Source organism: Marichromatium sp. PS1 (assembly GCF_041155115.1).
Taxonomy (GTDB): domain Bacteria; phylum Pseudomonadota; class Gammaproteobacteria; order Chromatiales; family Chromatiaceae; genus Marichromatium; species Marichromatium gracile.
In genome coordinates this window covers 126,389-142,044 of record NZ_BAAFHB010000001.1, presented here as the reverse complement: position 1 = coordinate 142,044, position 15,656 = coordinate 126,389, and the positions used below count along the sequence as shown (strand labels likewise).

At 69.3% G+C, this 15,656-nt stretch carries 12 protein-coding genes; 4 read left to right on the top strand and 8 right to left on the bottom strand.

What is annotated here, in order from left to right; genetic code table 11:
• Positions 1-13: 13 nt before the first annotated feature.
• The 4 genes from ACAM26_RS00650 to ACAM26_RS00635 all read right to left on the bottom strand — a co-directional run bounded on the left by ACAM26_RS00650 (position 14) and on the right by ACAM26_RS00635 (position 6,156).
• The gene (locus ACAM26_RS00650; RefSeq protein ID WP_123142049.1) at positions 14-643 is read right to left on the bottom strand and encodes a glycine zipper domain-containing protein; all 630 of its coding nucleotides are present in this window, start codon (positions 641-643) and stop codon (positions 14-16) included.
• A gap of 70 nt (positions 644-713) precedes the next feature.
• The gene (locus ACAM26_RS00645; RefSeq protein ID WP_369612934.1) at positions 714-1,883 is read right to left on the bottom strand and encodes a VWA domain-containing protein; all 1,170 of its coding nucleotides are present in this window, start codon (positions 1,881-1,883) and stop codon (positions 714-716) included.
• A 120-nt stretch (positions 1,884-2,003) separates the two neighbouring features.
• Positions 2,004-3,788 (bottom strand): protein kinase, encoded by a 1,785-nt coding sequence (locus tag ACAM26_RS00640; RefSeq protein ID WP_369612933.1) that lies wholly within the window; start codon positions 3,786-3,788, stop codon positions 2,004-2,006.
• Positions 3,789-3,879: 91 nt separating this feature from the next.
• Entirely contained in the window at positions 3,880-6,156 is a 2,277-nt protein-coding gene (locus ACAM26_RS00635) for an FHA domain-containing protein (RefSeq protein ID WP_369612932.1), read from the bottom strand.
• Positions 6,157-6,330: 174 nt separating this feature from the next.
• Between ACAM26_RS00635 and ACAM26_RS00630 the strand changes: the two genes are divergently transcribed.
• Positions 6,331-7,677: an alpha/beta hydrolase gene (locus ACAM26_RS00630; RefSeq protein ID WP_369612931.1), complete on the top strand. Its 1,347-nt coding sequence runs from the start codon at positions 6,331-6,333 to the stop codon at positions 7,675-7,677.
• On the opposite strand, the gene ACAM26_RS00625 is transcribed toward ACAM26_RS00630, so the two are convergent.
• From ACAM26_RS00625 to ACAM26_RS00610, 4 genes are all read right to left on the bottom strand, one after another.
• Positions 7,664-8,932 (bottom strand): alpha-amylase family glycosyl hydrolase, encoded by a 1,269-nt coding sequence (locus tag ACAM26_RS00625; protein WP_123143435.1) that lies wholly within the window; start codon positions 8,930-8,932, stop codon positions 7,664-7,666. The genes ACAM26_RS00630 and ACAM26_RS00625 overlap by 14 nt on opposite strands.
• Before the next feature lie 43 nt (positions 8,933-8,975).
• A complete protein-coding gene (locus ACAM26_RS00620; RefSeq protein WP_369612930.1) occupies positions 8,976-10,862 on the bottom strand; it encodes a glycogen synthase in 1,887 nt (628 codons plus the stop codon).
• 95 nt (positions 10,863-10,957) lie between these two features.
• Positions 10,958-12,781: an Hsp70 family protein gene (locus ACAM26_RS00615; protein ID WP_369612929.1), complete on the bottom strand. Its 1,824-nt coding sequence runs from the start codon at positions 12,779-12,781 to the stop codon at positions 10,958-10,960.
• Positions 12,778-13,290 carry a DUF2760 domain-containing protein gene (locus tag ACAM26_RS00610; RefSeq protein ID WP_369612928.1) on the bottom strand — a complete coding sequence of 171 codons (513 nt, stop codon included), beginning with the start codon at positions 13,288-13,290 and terminating at the stop codon, positions 12,778-12,780. Before ACAM26_RS00610 ends, ACAM26_RS00615 begins: the two co-directional genes overlap by 4 nt.
• Positions 13,291-13,466: 176 nt before the next feature.
• Here ACAM26_RS00610 and ACAM26_RS00605 point away from each other — a divergent pair, with 176 nt between their 5' ends.
• The 3 genes from ACAM26_RS00605 (at position 13,467) to ACAM26_RS00595 (ending at position 15,655) form a co-directional block, all read left to right on the top strand.
• Entirely contained in the window at positions 13,467-13,682 is a 216-nt protein-coding gene (locus ACAM26_RS00605; protein ID WP_369612927.1) for a DUF2934 domain-containing protein, read from the top strand.
• A 373-nt stretch (positions 13,683-14,055) separates the two neighbouring features.
• Positions 14,056-14,589, top strand: a complete 534-nt coding sequence (gene msrA, locus ACAM26_RS00600; protein ID WP_123139936.1) for a peptide-methionine (S)-S-oxide reductase MsrA — start codon at positions 14,056-14,058, stop codon at positions 14,587-14,589.
• A 373-nt stretch (positions 14,590-14,962) separates the two neighbouring features.
• The gene (locus ACAM26_RS00595) at positions 14,963-15,655 is read left to right on the top strand and encodes an HAD family hydrolase (protein WP_123139935.1); all 693 of its coding nucleotides are present in this window, start codon (positions 14,963-14,965) and stop codon (positions 15,653-15,655) included.
• The last annotated feature ends 1 nt before the right edge of the window (position 15,656 follow it).

Sequence of the window (15,656 nt, the reverse complement as noted above, 5' to 3'; positions counted from 1 at the left end):
GTCGGTGCCGCGCTCAGCCGCGCACCACGAAGGTCGACTCGTCGGTGTCGTAGCTCGACCCGGCCTTGACGCGGTGCTCGATCACATAGGTCCCCGGTGGCACGTCGCTGGGGATGGTGATCTCGGCCTGGGCGGCCCAGCCACCGGCGGAGCGGGTGCTGGTCTTCGCCGGCAGGCGTGCTACCGAGCGGCCATCCTTCTTCAGCGTCCAACTCTCGGTGACCGAGGTGCGCGAGACGCTCGGGGGCAGCATCACCGAGTAGTCGGTGACCAGATCGACCGACTGGCCGCGGCCGACCGTACGCGGCGAGTTGGAGCCGCGGCGGATCTTGACCTGGGTGCGCTCGACCGGTTTGCTCAGACCGTAGACCCGGCTGTCGGCGGCGCTCGAGCGCACCTGACGCGACTGGTACTGATTGAGTGCGACCACGCTCCAGCCGAGCGCGCCACCGATGGCCGCGCCCGCCGCCGCGCCGCGCGCATCGCCGGTGACCAGCGCGCCGATGCCGGCGCCGACCAGCGCGCCGATGCCGGCGCCGGCGGCCTGATCCTGGGTATCGCCGGTGGTCTGGCAACCGCTGACCGCCACCGTGGCGGCGAGCGCCGCCGCGGTCAGACCCTTACGATATGGTGTTTTCATCATCTGCTTCCTCGCGATGCTGTCGATTCGGTGTCGAGGGCCGTCCGGGCCGAGCGGCCCGGACCGGCGTGCCTCACTGGGGCATGGTCGGGGCCGCTTCGGGGGCCGCTGCGGGATCATCCCAATAGGGGGTCTGACCCGCCGGGAGCTTGGGGATGGCCTGCTCGAACTTGGTGATGGCCGAGCGGATCGCCGGGATCGGCGGCGGCTGGATCGCCTCGAAGCTGGTGTCGTCATAGACGTACTTGCCGCTGCCGCTCGGGTACTCGACGCCGAGCTTGAGGCTGTGGCTCTCGCCGTCGACCGGGATGTAGGAGCGGAAGGTGACCACGTAGTCGCTCTGGAGGATGTTCTGGATCTCCTCGACGATGCGCTGCATGCGTGCGGTGGTCTCGCCGACCAGGTAGTAGACGCCGAAGGAGTTCTTCGACAGCGCCTCGAGGTTCTGGAAGTGGCTCGGGTCGATGCGTGAATAGGCGAGCGAGTAGATCGGGATCGGCACGCTGAGGTTGGAGATACGGGTCATCAGCTCGTTGCGGGTGATCGAGCTGCCCTCGTCCTTGCCGTCGGAGAACACCACCAGCGAGCAGGAGACCACGTAGTTGCCGCCGGCCACCGAGCCCTGGGCGCTCATCGCGCACATCTGCATGCCGGCACCGATGGTGTCGTAGAGCCGGGTCTTCATGCCGTCGGGCTGGATGTCGGCGATGCGCCGGGCGAGCACCCGCTCGTCACGCTCGAACTGCGAGACCAGCTCGTAGCCCTGCTTGGTGTCGCGTACCGCCAGCACCGCGATCTCGTCCTGCGGACGCTTGCTCTCGATATGGCCGATGGCGGCGCGCAGGGTCTCCTCGAAGGGTGCGCCGGACATGGTCTTGCTCGCGTCGATGACCAGAACGCTGCGGGTGGCCTCCTCGCGCTGACGGATCGACTGGATGCCGTACTGACGCTTCATCGGGTTGTAGGGACGGCCCTTGACCATCAGCCCGATGTTGAGCTCGTTGAGGTTGATCAGCGGCTGCATGTCCGAGTCGAAGGTGCGCAGATAGACCTGGACGAAGGGGTAGAGCGTATAGTCGGTGCGGTAGATCTTGAGGCCGTAACCGCCGGGTGCGGCGAAGCCGTAGCCGCTCTGGGCCAGCGCGGCGCCGCTGCCGGTCAGGGCGAGGATCAGGGTGGTGAGGGCCAGGAGCGCGTGGCGCAGCCACGGACGGCGGGTGGTTCGGGGACGAGCTGATTGCATGGGCGATTCCTCGATGTATCACACGATGGGCCGAACGCCACGCCGGGCGTGGCGTCACTCGTGCCGCCGCCCGGTCCCTCGACGCGGGCGACGAACGATCCCTGTCCGGGGCGGGCGAGGTCAGTAGCTGCGCTCCGCCCCCTTGTACTTGAATCCCCACCCCGAGCTACCGCCACTCGATGGGGCTGGCTTGGGCGTGGGCTTGGGCGCGGGCCGGGGCCGCGCCTTGGACGGTTCGGGTGGTGGCTTGGCGACCACCACCGGTTCGCGCCTGGGTTGCGGCTTGGGCTCGACGGCTGGTGCCGGCTCCTCTGCCGCCTTGGTCTCGGGCTTGGGGGTCGAGACCACCGGCTGCGAGAGGTTGGGCGCGCGCTGCTGCTCGAAGAGGTCCTGCAGCGATCCGGGGCGGCGGGTCGAGGTGCTCGGGGCGTCGGGCTGCTGATCGGAGAAGATGCTCGGCAGCGGGCCGCTGGGGATGCTGGCGGTCTGTGGCGGTGGCGTGGGGCGCTCGCTGCGGGGCGCGACCAGCGCGGCACCCGCGCCGGCCGCTGCTGCGGCCGCAGCAGCGGCCGTTGCCGCGGACCCCTCGCTCGTCGGGGAGGTGGCGGGCTCAGGTTGAGCCTCTGTCTTGGTTGACGTGGCGTCCTGTTGTGCGGTGTCCGGGGCGGCCTCGTCCTCGTGGCCGGGCAACCCGTCCAGCACCAGCCAGGTCCCGGCCCCAGCGCCGGCCAGCAGCAGCAGACCGACCACCAGGGCCAGCGGTGATCTGCGGCTCGGCTGCTTGGTCGGGGGGGGCGCGGCTGTGGCGCCGACCTGGCCGGTTGCGGCGGTGGCATGGGTCGGCAGCGGTAAGGAGTGGATCTGCGCACCGGTCTGCGTGGCCGCGGTCGGGTTGAAGCCGCCGGGTGATTGCGGGAGCACGGTGGTGGCGGCCACGGTCGGCGAACTGGTGCCGTTGCCGCCGGCCAGTCGCTCGAAGACCTCGGCGAACTCGGCGATCGACTGCTGGCGCTGGTTGATGTTGAGCTCCAGCGCCTGGAGCACGGCGGCGTCGACCGCCGGCGGGATCTCCGGGAGGAATTGCGACAGCGGTACCAGGGTTGCGCCGGTGACCCGCTCGTAGGCCGCCGCCGGCATCTTGCCGCTGAGCAGGTTGTAGACGATGGCGCCGAGCGCATAGACGTCCGAGCGCTGATCGGTGCCGGTGCCGAGCACCTGTTCGGGGGGGCTGAAGCCCTGGCTGGCGGCGCGCCCGAGGGTACGGGTGGCGGTGTCCGGCGCCGCCTCCTTGGCGATGCCGAAGTCGATCAGCATGATCCGCCCGCTGTCGTCGAGCAGGATGTTGTCGGGCTTGAGGTCGCGATGCACCACCGGCGGGTCCTGGTCGTGCAGATAGCCGATCGCGGCGCACAGCTGGTTGATCCAGGGCAGCAGCACGAACAGCGGGATGCGCCCGCCGCGCTGCTCCTGCTCGCCGCGCAGGGTGCGATCGCCGCCGAACTCCAGTACCAGACAGACCATCTCGCTGTCGGTGAAGCGGTCGGTGATGTCGGGAACGGCGGGGTGGCTGAGACGTCCGAGCAGGCGCGTCTCGTGTTCGTCGAAGAGGATCTCGGGGATCTCCTTCAACGCTCGGTGCTTGCCGTGCAGGCGCAGGTCGTCGACCAGGTAGGTGACGCCGAAGCCGCCCTTGCCGAGCACCGAGTTGACCCGGTAGCGCTCGTTGATGATCTCGCCGGGCTCGCGCAACCAGCGGATGACGCCGCGGATCACCCCCTGCGCCGTGGTATCGAGGTGGGCCAGTTCGAGTCCGCAGTCGCCGCAGCGGTAGTCGCGTCCCGGCAGCTCGGCGGTCAGGTTCTGGGCGCCGCACTTGGGGCAGGTCTTCAGCTCTTGGTCTTCCACGGCGCGTCTCGCTCGTTGCTGGGGGCGTGCGGGGTTATGCGTTGCGTGTTCAGTGCCTCACTCTAACCCCAGGATCCGTGTTCGCCAAGCCTCACAGTCGCCGGTCCTTGAGCTTGAGAGACAGGGTGGTGAGCACGAGGAAGCCGAGCGCCAGGCCGCCGAGCGCGAGCATCGAGTCGTCCCAGCTCGCCTGCACCTCGATCAACGCCCTCTCGCTGCCCGGCAGCGGGGTGCGCAGCGTCTCGTCGAGGGTCGCGCGCATCGCGTCCAGCCCCCAGTAGGCGATCACCGAGAAGCGGGCGACCTGCTCGGTCACCCCGGAGAGCGCGACCACCGAGTTGGAGAGGATGAACTGCGGGATCAGCAGCAGCGGCAGTGCGGCGATCGCCTTGTCGTTGGAGTTGACCAGGGCGCTCACCGCCAGCCCCATGCAGGTGGCCGCGAGTCCGGCGAGGAAGAGGGTGGCGAGACGCTCGAGGAAGGGCCCCTCGAAGCCGAGCATCAGGGTGACGATGGCGAGGAAGCTGGCGCACTGGAGCAGACAGAGCAGCGCCAGCGGCACCAGCTTGCTGGTCAGGTAGGCGGGGATGCGCACCGTCACCGAGCGCTCGCGCAGATAGACCGGCAGCTCCTTGACGATCTCGCGCGCCGAGTTGATACAGCCGAACCAGATCGCCGAGAGCACCAGCACGAAGGTCACCTGCCCCTCGGCGGCGGCGCGCTCGGGCAGGGTGCCGCCGATGTCGAACACCGCCCCCACCACCAGCGCGATCAGGGGCGCCTGCAGCAGCAGCACCAGCAGGTTGAGCCGGTCGGAGAGCAGCAGGTCGGCATAACGGGTGGTGAGGGTGAGCATCTGGCGCAGCCCGGCGCGCAGCGAGGTGCCGGGGCGCTTGGCGCGCGCGCCCTTGGCCTGCTGCGGGGCCTCGATCGGGGCCGGGGTGGCGGCGCGGCGCGCGGTGATATAGGTCTGGTAGAGCGGTGAGGCGCGATAGCGCGCGCGCCACTGCTCGGCCTCACCCTGCTCGAGCAGCTCGTAGACGTCGGAGAGACGCTCGACGCCGAAGTAGGCGGCCGCCTCGCCGGGCGGGCCGTAATAGACCAGACAGCCGCGATGGAGCAGGGCGACGAGATTGCAGCAGTCGATGTTCTCGAGCGAGTGGGTGACGCAGACCACCGTCTTGCCGTCGGCGGCGAGGCGCGCGAACAGCCGCATCATCTTCTTGTCGGTGCCGGCGTCGAGCCCGCTGGTGGCCTCGTCGAGGAAGAGGATGTTGGGGTTGGCCACCAGCTCGACGGCGAGACTGACGCGCTTGAGCTGGCCGCCGCTGAGCGGCTCCGGGGTGTCGACGGCGAGCTGGGCCTTCTCGCTGAGACCGACGCGCTCGAGCACCCGTTCGCTGAGCGTGGCGATCTCCTCGCGCGAGGTGTCCGGCGGCAGTCGCAGCCGCGCGGTGTAGCCGAGTGCGCTGATCACCCGGATCTTGCGATGGACGATGTCCTGCTGGGGGACATAGCCGATACCGGAGCGGAACTGGTCGAAGGCGCCGTAGAGGTCGACGCCGTTGTAGGCGACCTGCCCGGAGGTGGCCGGGCGGCGACCGTTGAGGGCGTCGAGCAGGGTCGACTTGCCCGAGCCGCTGGTGCCGAAGATGACCACGAACTCGCCGGGGTCGATCACCAGGTCGATCTCGTCGAGCAGGCGCCGCGGGGCGCCGGTGGTGCGGTCCTTGACCTCCTTGGTGAGGGCGTTGACCTCGACCCGCACCATGTTGCCGATCTCGGCCGGCTCGAGCGCGGCGCCGGTGAACACGAACACGAAGCTGGCGAAGGCGACGCGATCGCCGGGGGTGAGGGTGACCGGGCTGCGGATCGGCGCGCCGTTGACCGAGGTGCCGTTGGTGCTGCGCAGGTCCTCGAGCCAGACCTGATCGTCGACGATCGACACCCGGGCGTGATGACGTGAGATCTGGGGCGAGTCGATCACCAGCCCGCAGTCGCCCTGACGTCCGACCAGGATCTCGATGCGCTCGGCGCTCTCGGGCGCCGGCGCCAGTGGCGCGACCGTGTCGGTCGAGAGCTGGACCAGTACCCCGGCGAGCGCGATCCAGTCGCCCTGACCGACCCCGACGGCGCCCTGCACGGGGCGGCCATTGACCATCAGCGGTGCCCCATCGATCGGCTCGGCGAAGAGCGCGCCGCGCTGCATGAACAGACGGGCGTGACGGGGGCGGACCTCGGCGCCCTGGATCTCGACGTCGCACTCCGGCGCGCTGCCGAGCACGCAGTCGGCGGTGGGCTGGAGACGCAGCTGTGCGATCACGTGTCGCGCCGTCTTCAGCTCGATCTGCTGCGCCGCCTCTTCCATCGCCCGGTCCTCGTTTCGTGGATGACTGCTGTAGCGAAATCTACCCCATTGTTCGCGTCGATAAAACCGTGTGCGCGCCATGAGGCGGCGCTGGCGGCGGGGCGCGGCACGGTTCTGGTCTATGCTCGAAGCCGGGCCGAGGTGACGCGATGAGCACGGAGACGAGCCATGTGGATGGTGCGGACGATGGTCGGGGTGCTGTTGGTCGGGGCGCTGACCGGCGGCTGCGCCGGCAAGGCGCGCGAGTTGATGCCGACTCCGCTGCTCTATCAGTCGCCAGGGCAGTCGCCAGGGCAGCCGTCAATGCAGCAGGTGCTGTTCACCCGCGCGCCGCGCGACCCCCGTGATCTCGAGCTGCTCTATGTCACCGACCGTGCTGGCGGCGATACCGATGCTGCTGTGCCCTATGGCGAGGGACGGTTGCGCGGGCTGGTCTATGGCAGCGCGCGGGTGCGGATCGGCCCCGGACTCGACGGCGATGGGGTGTTGCGCCAGAGCCTGCTGGCGCGGCGCACCCGACCGGTGACCCTGGAGCTGGGGCGGGTCGAGGAGCTCGGGCGCTTTCCCGAGGAGCCCTATGCCATCGTCCGCGACGCCGCCGATCGGGTCCGTCTCGATCCGGCCGGGCTGCGTCGCTTCGCCCGCGCCCGCGCCGATCTCCAGCAGCAGTTGCGGGTGCGTCTGACCGCCACGCCGCGCAAGGAGCTGCTGCTCTATGTCCACGGCTTCAACGAGACCTTCGCCAGTGCCGCCTACACCGCCGCCGAGCTGTGTCACTTTCTCGGCCGCGAGCCGGTCTGCGCCATCTTCACCTGGCCGGCGGCGGCGAGCGGCAATCTGCTGACCTCCTACACCGCCACCACCGAGTCGGCCGAGTACGCCGTCGAGCACCTCAAGAAGACGCTGCGCATGCTCGCCGCCACCCCGGGGCTCGAGCGCATCCAGCTGCTCGCCCACAGTCGCGGCACCCTGGTGCTGGTCGATGCGTTGCGCGAGCTGGTCGTCGAGGCGCTGATCCAGGGGCAGGATCCGCGCGCACGCTATCGCATCGACAACCTGGTGCTGATGTCACCGGACATCGATATCGATCTGGCCGCGCAGAAGATCACCGGCTTCGTCTCCGATCCCGACCTGCTCGGCGCGCGTGCCGCCCGGCCGCTGCCCCGACTGCTCTCCGGGCGCTTGACCGTCTATGCCTCGCCGCGCGATCGCGCCCTGCTGATCTCGCGCATCCTGTTCCGCAGTCGCGACCGGGTGGGACAGATCGCCCTCGAGGACATCCGCCCGGGCGCGCAGCGTTATCTTGCGACCCTCGGTCGGATCGATCTGGTCAGTTACGAGGGGCGGCGCACCGACTTCTTCGGACACGGCTACTTCACCACCAATCCGCGGGTGAGCGCCGATCTGGTCGCCCTGCTGCGCTATGGCCGGGGGCCGGACGACCCGTTGCGCGCGCTCGAACGTACCGGGCCGGCGACCTGGCGCTTTCCCGACGTCGAGGACGGGGTCAGTCTCCGGTGACCAGTACCCGCGCCATCCCCGGCCCCAGCTCGAAGTCGAAGGGTGTGGGCAGATAGTCCATCGCCCACTGGAAGGAGCAGTCGCGCAGCGGCGCCGGGCGTTCGAGGTGGCGGTAGAGGTCGTCGACGTGCAGCCACTGGCGTTGCTCGATGTCCTTGTTGAGTGCGATCAGCGCCTCGCCGGCGCCGTCCTCGGCGCGCTTGTGCAGCAACAGCACCGCCGGGTTGTCGAGCGGGATGATGCGCACCGGCCCCTCGCCCTGGAACACCGGGTGGGCGTCCTTGATCGCGTTGACGTGGCGGATGAAGTCACCGAGATCGAGGTTGGGCGTCTCCCAGTGCGTCGGCCGGGTGGCGACCACGTCGAGCCGTCGGGCGAAGCCGAACTCGTAGCCGATCGGCATCAGCACCCCGCCGGAGAACAGCGCGGCGAACAGATAGCGCTGTTCCAGGGCGTGAGGGTTGCCGCCGGACTCGGCATAGAGTCGCGCGGTGTCGTGGCTCTCGGGGAAGCCGATCGAGGGCACCAGGGCGCGGGTGGCGTCGTACTGCTCGAGCAGCCAGGGCGAGGCGAGGTCCCACCACTTGCCGCTGTTGAAGATGGCGTCGAAGCCCGCGGCGGCGGTCTCGCGGGTCTGCTCGGGCGAACAGCCGAGGGTCTCGGCGACGAACACCACCTCGGGGTGATCGCGCTGGACGTGCTCGATCAGTCGGTGCCAGACCGCCGCCGGGACCTGATAGGCGGCGTCGCAGCGGAAGCCGCGAAAGCCGAGCGCGATCAGGTGCTCGACCACCTCCAGACAGTAGCCGAACAGCCCCTCGCGATCGCTGGTGTTGTGCCAGTCGAACTGCGCCAGATCCTCCCACACCACCCGGGTGCCGTCGGCCTCGATGCAGGCGGCGTTGGCCACTCGCTGTCCCTCGCGCACGAACCACTCCGGGTGATTGCGCACCAGTCTGGAGTCGATCGCGCAGTGGTTGATCACCAGATCGATCATCACCCGCATGCCGAGGTGCTCGGCCTCGCTGATCATGGCGCGGACCTGACGCTTGTGCGGGGTGCGCGAGCCGGGACGGAGGAAGTCGCGGCTGATGGCGAAGTAGTCGGTGATCGAGTAGAGACTGTCGGAGCGGCCGCGTTTCTGGATGGGGTTGACGAACACCCAGTCGAAGCCGAGGTCGGCGGCACGCTCGAGATGGGGCGTCCACTCATCGAGAGGGCCACAGAGCCGGGGGAAGAGGTTGTAGAGCTTCATCGCATGATCCTTACTCGCCACAGGCTGCTGATGGCCGCCGACCTCAGCCGTTACGAATGTAGTCGTAGATGTTGAGATAGTCCTGACCGGGACGGTTCCAGGAATAGTCGGTACGCATCGCGTTGTGCATCAGCGCGCGGAAGTCACCGGGATAGTCGTGGTAACAGGCGATCGCCCGGCCCAGGGCCGATTCCAGCCCGGCGTGGTCGTAGTCGTTGAACACATAGCCGTTGCGCTCGTGCAGCGGGCGGGCGGCGTGATCCTTGTCGAACACGGTATCGGCCAGTCCGCCGACGGCGCGCACCACCGGGATGGTGCCGTAGCGCAGCGCGATCATCTGGGTCAGCCCGCAGGGCTCGAAGCGGCTGGGCACCAGCATCATGTCGGCGCCGGCATAGATCAGGTGCGCCAACTCCTCGTCGAAGCCGATCTCGAGATGACAGTCGGGGCTGTCGTTGAGCATCCGCTTGAGCCCCCAGAAGTCGGCATTGATCGCCGGGTCCGGACTGGAGCCGAGGAGCACGAACTGGGCGCCGCGCTCGAGGGTGTAGAAGATCGCGTGACGCACCAGCTCGAGCCCCTTCTGCGGGTCGAGCCGGCCGATGAAGGCGACGATCGCCTTCTCGTTGTCGGCGAGCATCAGCCGTTGGCGCAGCGCGCGCTTGTCGTCGTACTTGGCCTCGATGGTCTCGAGGCCGTAGCGCGCCGGGATGTGGCGGTCGATCTCGGGGTTCCAGAGGTCGTAGTCGATGCCGTTGACCACCCCGCCGTACTTGATCTGGTGGGCGTGGAGCACGCCTTCGAGACCGAAGCCCTGTCCCTGGTCCTTGGTCTCGAAGGCATAGCGCGGCGAGACCGTGGTGACGAAGTTGGAATAGACGATGCCGCCCTTGAGCAGGTTGAGCATGCCCGGGTAGCGCGGGTCGCCGAGACGGTCGTGGTGATGAAAACGCGCGGGGTGCTGCAGCCCGGTGGCGTGCAGCAGCTCGCCGTCGACCACGCCCTGATGGGCGAAGTTGTGGATGGTCAGACAGACCCGGGGGTGAGTCATCCCCAGACGCTGATAGAACTCGTAGAGATAGACCGGCAACAGCGCGGTTTGCCAGTCGTGGCAGTGGATCACGTCGGGGTGCTTGCCGCTCTGCCAGAGGAACTCGATGGCCGCGCGCGAGAAGAAGGCATAGCGCAGCACGTCGTCGGGATAGCCGTAGATCGCCGGACGATCGAAGAAGTCGTCGCCCGAGTGCGGCTCGATGAAGAAGCACTTGCGGTCGTGGACGAAGCCGAAATAGACGCTGCAATGGATCGCCCCGTCGTACCAGGGCACCCACAGGTCGCGGTGGACCTCGTGCAGGTCGTAGATCTGGTCGTAGCGCATCGAGGCGTACTTCGGCAGCACGATCTCGACATGGTTGCCGCGGATCGCCAACTCGCGGCTGAGTCCGAAGACCACGTCGGCCAGCCCGCCGACCTTGGCCACGGTGGCCAGCTCCGGGGTGACATGGACCACGAACAGCCCGGGGCGCGCCGGCGCGGACGGGGGAGGGGGCTCGGACTCGGGATACGGCGCGGGAGCCTCACGGGCTGGCGGCTGCGCCACCACCGGGCTAGCCTCCGGCTGCTCCGGCTGCTCCGGCTGCTCCGGCTGCTCCGGCTGCTCCGGCTGCTCCGGCTGCTCCGGCTGCTCCGGCTGCTCCGGCTGCTCCGGCTGCTCCGGCTGCTCCGGCTGCTCCGGCTGCTCCGGCTCGAGTCTTGATTGCGTGGTGGGACGCTCCTGGGGGACAGGCGCAGCGCTGGCCGTCTCCGACGAGATCGGTGACTCGGTGGTCTGCGGCGTCGGCGGCGGGTTGGTCCCGACCGTGTCCTTGGCCGCGCTGCGGCGCCGCCGGGTGCTGGGCTTGGTTTTCGATCCCGTGGGCTGTTTCGCCATCGACTCGGTTCCTGCTGCTGTCGTTGCGCGCGGTTCGCGACCCTGGGGCGCGACGCATCCAGTGTACCCCTTATCGTCTCGGCTGCGGGTGGCGCCTAACGCCGGGTGTGGCGACCGCGGGTATCGAAGGCCACCGCCCAGCGCTCATCGCCACCGTCGCTCGGCAGTGCGGTCAGCTCCAGGGTGCCGGTCTCGGTCACTGCCGCCTGCAGTCGCACCGCGACCACCTCGCCGGGGCGGTGGCGGTGCGCAGTGAGGGTGACCTGGACCTCCTCGAGTTCGCTCAACTCATCCGGTGACCATTCCTCGAGCAGGTCGCCGACGCGGTCATCGCCTCTGAGGTCGGCGCCGAAGAAGCGAAAGCGCACCGGCTCGCCGACCACCAGGCCGAACTCCTGATCTGGCGCCGCTGCGGGCGAGCCCTCCTCCAGCCCGAGCGGGACCAGACAGAGCGCGGCAAGCTCCGGCTCGATCCCGGGTACCGCCGGGGCCGCGCCCTCGACACCGACATAGTAGGCATGTGAGGTCCCGCCGCGGATCCGCACCCCGCCGTGGCGACGGGCATGGGCGTGGAAGGCGGCGCCACGGGCGACGGCGAGATCGAGATCGGTGGCGGTGAGCTGGCGCGGTGGCGGCGCGCCGGTCGGCGCCAACCAGGCGGCAAGCACGGCCATCACCCGCTCGCGCAACGCCTCGGCCTTGAACACCCCGCCGTTGAACAGCACCGCCGTCGGTCGCGCGAGCGTCGCGGCGGGCGCTGCAGCCTCGCGGTGGCGGGTGAGGAAGGCGGCCAGGTGACGGGTGATCGCCGGGTCCTGCGCATAGGGCAGCCCGACCCGGGTGAGCGCGGCGCGGGCGCGACCCTGGGGGTGGCTGTCGGCCGCGACCTCGGGGAAGAAGCCCTCGACCAGGGTCTCCTCGAGCTCTGCGCGGGTCAGCTCGGTGCGGATGCTGGCGCCGACCAGGCGCGCGCCGCGGCTGGCCAGGACTACCGGCAGGCGCTCCAGCGCGGGGTCGGCGAACAGTGCCTCCTTGGCGTCGCGACAGCCGTGGGTGAGCTGCTGGAGCTGCCAGCGGTCGAGTTCGACCCCGGCGGCGGCGAGCTTGGCGCGCAGCCGGTGGGCGAGCGCGAGGTCCATGTTGTCGCCGCCGAGCAGGATGTGCTCGCCGACCGCGACCCGGGTCAGTTCGAGCGCGCCCTCGCGCGCGTCGACGGCGATCAGCGAGAGATCGGTGGTGCCGCCGCCGACGTCGATCACCAGGATCAGGTCGCCGACCGCGACCTGCTCGCGCCAGCCGCCGGCGCTTGCCGCGATCCAGCTGTAGAGTGCCGCCTGCGGCTCCTCGAGCAGGGTGAAGTCGTCGAGTCCGACGGCGCGCGCCGCCGTGGCGGTGAGCTCGCGCGCGGCCGGATCGAAGGAGGCGGGGACGGTGATGGTCAGCGCCTGGGCGGCGAGCGGGTCCCTGGGGTGGGCGCTGTCCCAGGCCGCCTGCAGATGGGCGAGATACTGCATGGTCGCGGCCAGCGGCGAGATCCGCTCGACCTCGTCCGGGGCCTCGAGCGGCAGGATCGGCGCCTCGCGATCGACCTCGGGGTGACACAACCAGCTCTTCGCGCTCGCCACCAGCCGGATCGGGGTGGCGAGGCCGAGCGCACGGGCCAGCGCGCCGGCGATCGGGCTCGGCGCGGCCGGCCAGGGCAGGGTGAGCGCGCCGGGGGCGAGCTCGTCGCGGTGCGGCAGATAGAGGAAGGCGGGCAGCAGCGCGCCTGCCTCCAGGGTGCCGGGGGCGGTCAGTTGCGGGATCGTCAGCTGGTGCTGCGCGATTTGCTCGCCTTCGCTGTTGGCGGCGTCGATCCAGGAGAGGGCGCAATGGGTGGTGCCGAGATCGATGCCGACGGCATGGCGCGGGGTGCTCACAGCTCCACCTCCGCCGCGGCGATGATGCGTGGGTCGTGACCCGCGACGGGCTCGGGCAGGCGGACCGCGCGCACCTCCCAGCCGGGGTGTACCAGGGTGCCGGTGAAGGGTGGGCTGCCGACCAGCGCACCGCTCGGGTGCAGCCGGTTGGCGTCGAAGCCGGGCTCGAGGGTGATGCGGGCGCCCTCGGGCGCTTGGCAGATCGGGGCGAGCGGCAGGTGCTCGTCGAGCACTCGGCGACACCCTGTGTGCACGATTCGCGCTGCGGCGCCAAGCGTCGCGTCGTCGCTGGCGGTGATGTCCTGCTGCAGGAAATCGACCAGACGACCCTCGCGCTGGAACAGTGCGAGCAGCTGTAGCGCGGCCTCTTGCGCATCTCGCCGATCGCCTTCATCGTGCTTGCGCTGTGCGTCTGGTTCGGCGACGGGTTGCGAGTCGCCGAGGGTGCGCCAGGCCTGCTTCAGGGCGAGTCGGATGCGACGTGACAGGGAGAGCTTGGGGGCGGCCATGTCGGTCCTCTGCAAGAGTGTGGATGGCGTTTTTTGCTTCGTTTCGTGTATGAAGCATCGCGCCGTCACGACGGCGCTGCAAGCGGCTTGGCCCGCCGGTCGTCATCCCGTCGAGACGGTGTCGAGGCAGGATTGTGCCGTGCAGGTGTTACCGAACCGATGCGAGGAGGCATGCGATGCAAGAGGTTGCAGGGGAGGGTGCGGCGCGGAGACGGCGGATGATCGCCGAGGCGGCCTACTATCTGGCCGAGCGGCGCGGGTTCGCGCCGGGTGGTGCCGAGCGCGACTGGCTCGCCGCCGAACGCACGATCGATGCGCTGCTGGTCGGTGCCCGGGTCGATCCCGGCGAGTTGCCGTATGGGCTGCGGTTGCTGGCCGGGCGCGAGACATAAAAAAAGCGCGGCGGTGAGCCGCGCTTCAAATCATTACCACCAAAGGAGGTTGAAGGATGCACCAAAGCCCCAGCTTTAGTACATCATAAGTTTCTTAATTAATGTTTTTCTTGTCAAGGCCGCTCTGGGGCCTAATCTGGCGCCAGCCACGTCTTTTTTGACCGATAGTGAGATGTCGAGGTCAAGCATGCGGTCATGAGGTAGTGGCGGCGCATTGATATCCATCAGTCGGCAACCGACCGGCGGGCAGGGGGCGGTCGCGTTCGGGGTGGCGCCGGCCTTGTCCATCCACCCGGTCGTCGCAATCTCTGGGCCGAGACCCCGGTCCCTGCCGGGAAGGCTCAACGACATGGCGATCGCCGGAGGAGACAGCATGCAGCACGAGACGGCGACACTGGGAGGCGGTTGCTTCTGGTGTCTGGAGGCGGGATTCGAGCGGCTGCGTGGCGTGGAGACGGTGGTCTCCGGCTATGCCGGCGGTGCGCTGGAGCAACCGAGTTACCGCGATGTCTGTCGTGGCGATACCGGTCATGCGGAGGTGGTGCAGGTGCGATTCGATCCGACGGTGATCGGCTACGAGACCCTGCTCGAGGTGTTCTTCACCCTCCATGACCCGACCACGCGCAACCGTCAGGGCGCCGATGTCGGCACCCAGTACCGCTCGGTGATCTTCCATCACGGCGAGGCGCAGCGCGAGCAGGCCGCGGCGATGATCGCCCGGCTCGATGCCGCCGGACTCTGGCCCAATCCCATCGTCACCGAACTCACCCCGGCGCCGACCTTCCACCCGGCCGAACCCGAGCACCAGGGCTACTTCCGCCGCCACCCCCGGCAGCCCTACTGCCAGGCGGTGATCGACCCCAAGCTCGCCAAGCTGCGTCAACGCCATCGCGCGCTGCTCGCGTAGGGCGTCGCCAGCCGCCAGGAAGTTTGAACCGCAAAGGCCCAAAGGGCGCGAAGAAGAGAAGGGCTTCCAGCCGCCAGCCGCCAGCCGCCAGCCGCCAGCCGACAGGAAGTTTGAACCGCAAAGGCCCAAAGGGCGCAAAGAGTGAGAAGGGCTTCCAGCGATCAGCCGCCAGCCGCCAGCTGACAGCCTCCAGTGATGCCCCGCGTCGGCGTTGGAGTCTTGCCTATCCAAACCCCTTTGCGCGCTTCGCGCCTTCGCGGTGCAATCTTCTGGCCGCTGGCCGCTGGCCGCTGGCCGCTGGCCGCTGGCCGCGGCGTCTGGAGCGCGCTGTCGATTACGGGCACAATGGAGCTTTAGGATCGCCGGTCACCGCATGTCCGTTCCGCCGCTGCGTCTCATCACCCTGGATCTCGACGATACCCTCTGGCCCTGCAAGCCGGTGATCGAGGGGGCCGAGCGCGCGCTCCACGATTGGTTGCGTGCGGTGGCGCCACGCCTGGCCGAGGCCCACGACATCACCGCGCTGCGCCGTCATCGCCAGCGGCTCGCCGAGCGCCTGCCGCATCACGCCCATGATCTCGGCGAGATCCGGTTGCGCTCGCTGCGTCTGCTGCTCGCCCGTCACGGCTATCGGGTGGGGCTGGCCGAGGCCGGACTGCGTCTGTTCCTCGATCATCGCAACCGGGTCACGCCCTATCCCGACGTGATCCCGGCGCTGCGTATGCTCGGACGGCACTATCGGTTGATCTCGTTGACCAACGGCAATGCCGAGGTGCAGGCCACCCCGTTGCGCGGGCTGTTCGCGCACTCGCTCAATGCCGTCGACGTCGGCGCGGCCAAGCCCGATCCGGCGCTCTTCGAGCGTGCTCTGGCGCTTGCCGGCTGTCGTCCCGAGGAGGCGCTGCACCTCGGCGACGACCCCGAGCGCGACGTCGCCGCGGCGCGCGCCTGCGGGCTGCGCGCGGCCTGGATCGATCGCGACCTGCGTCCCTGGCCCGAGGGCCTGGCGCCGCCGGGCTGGCGCGCGACCGATCTGGCCGAGGTGGTGGGCCGGCTCGTCCCCTGAC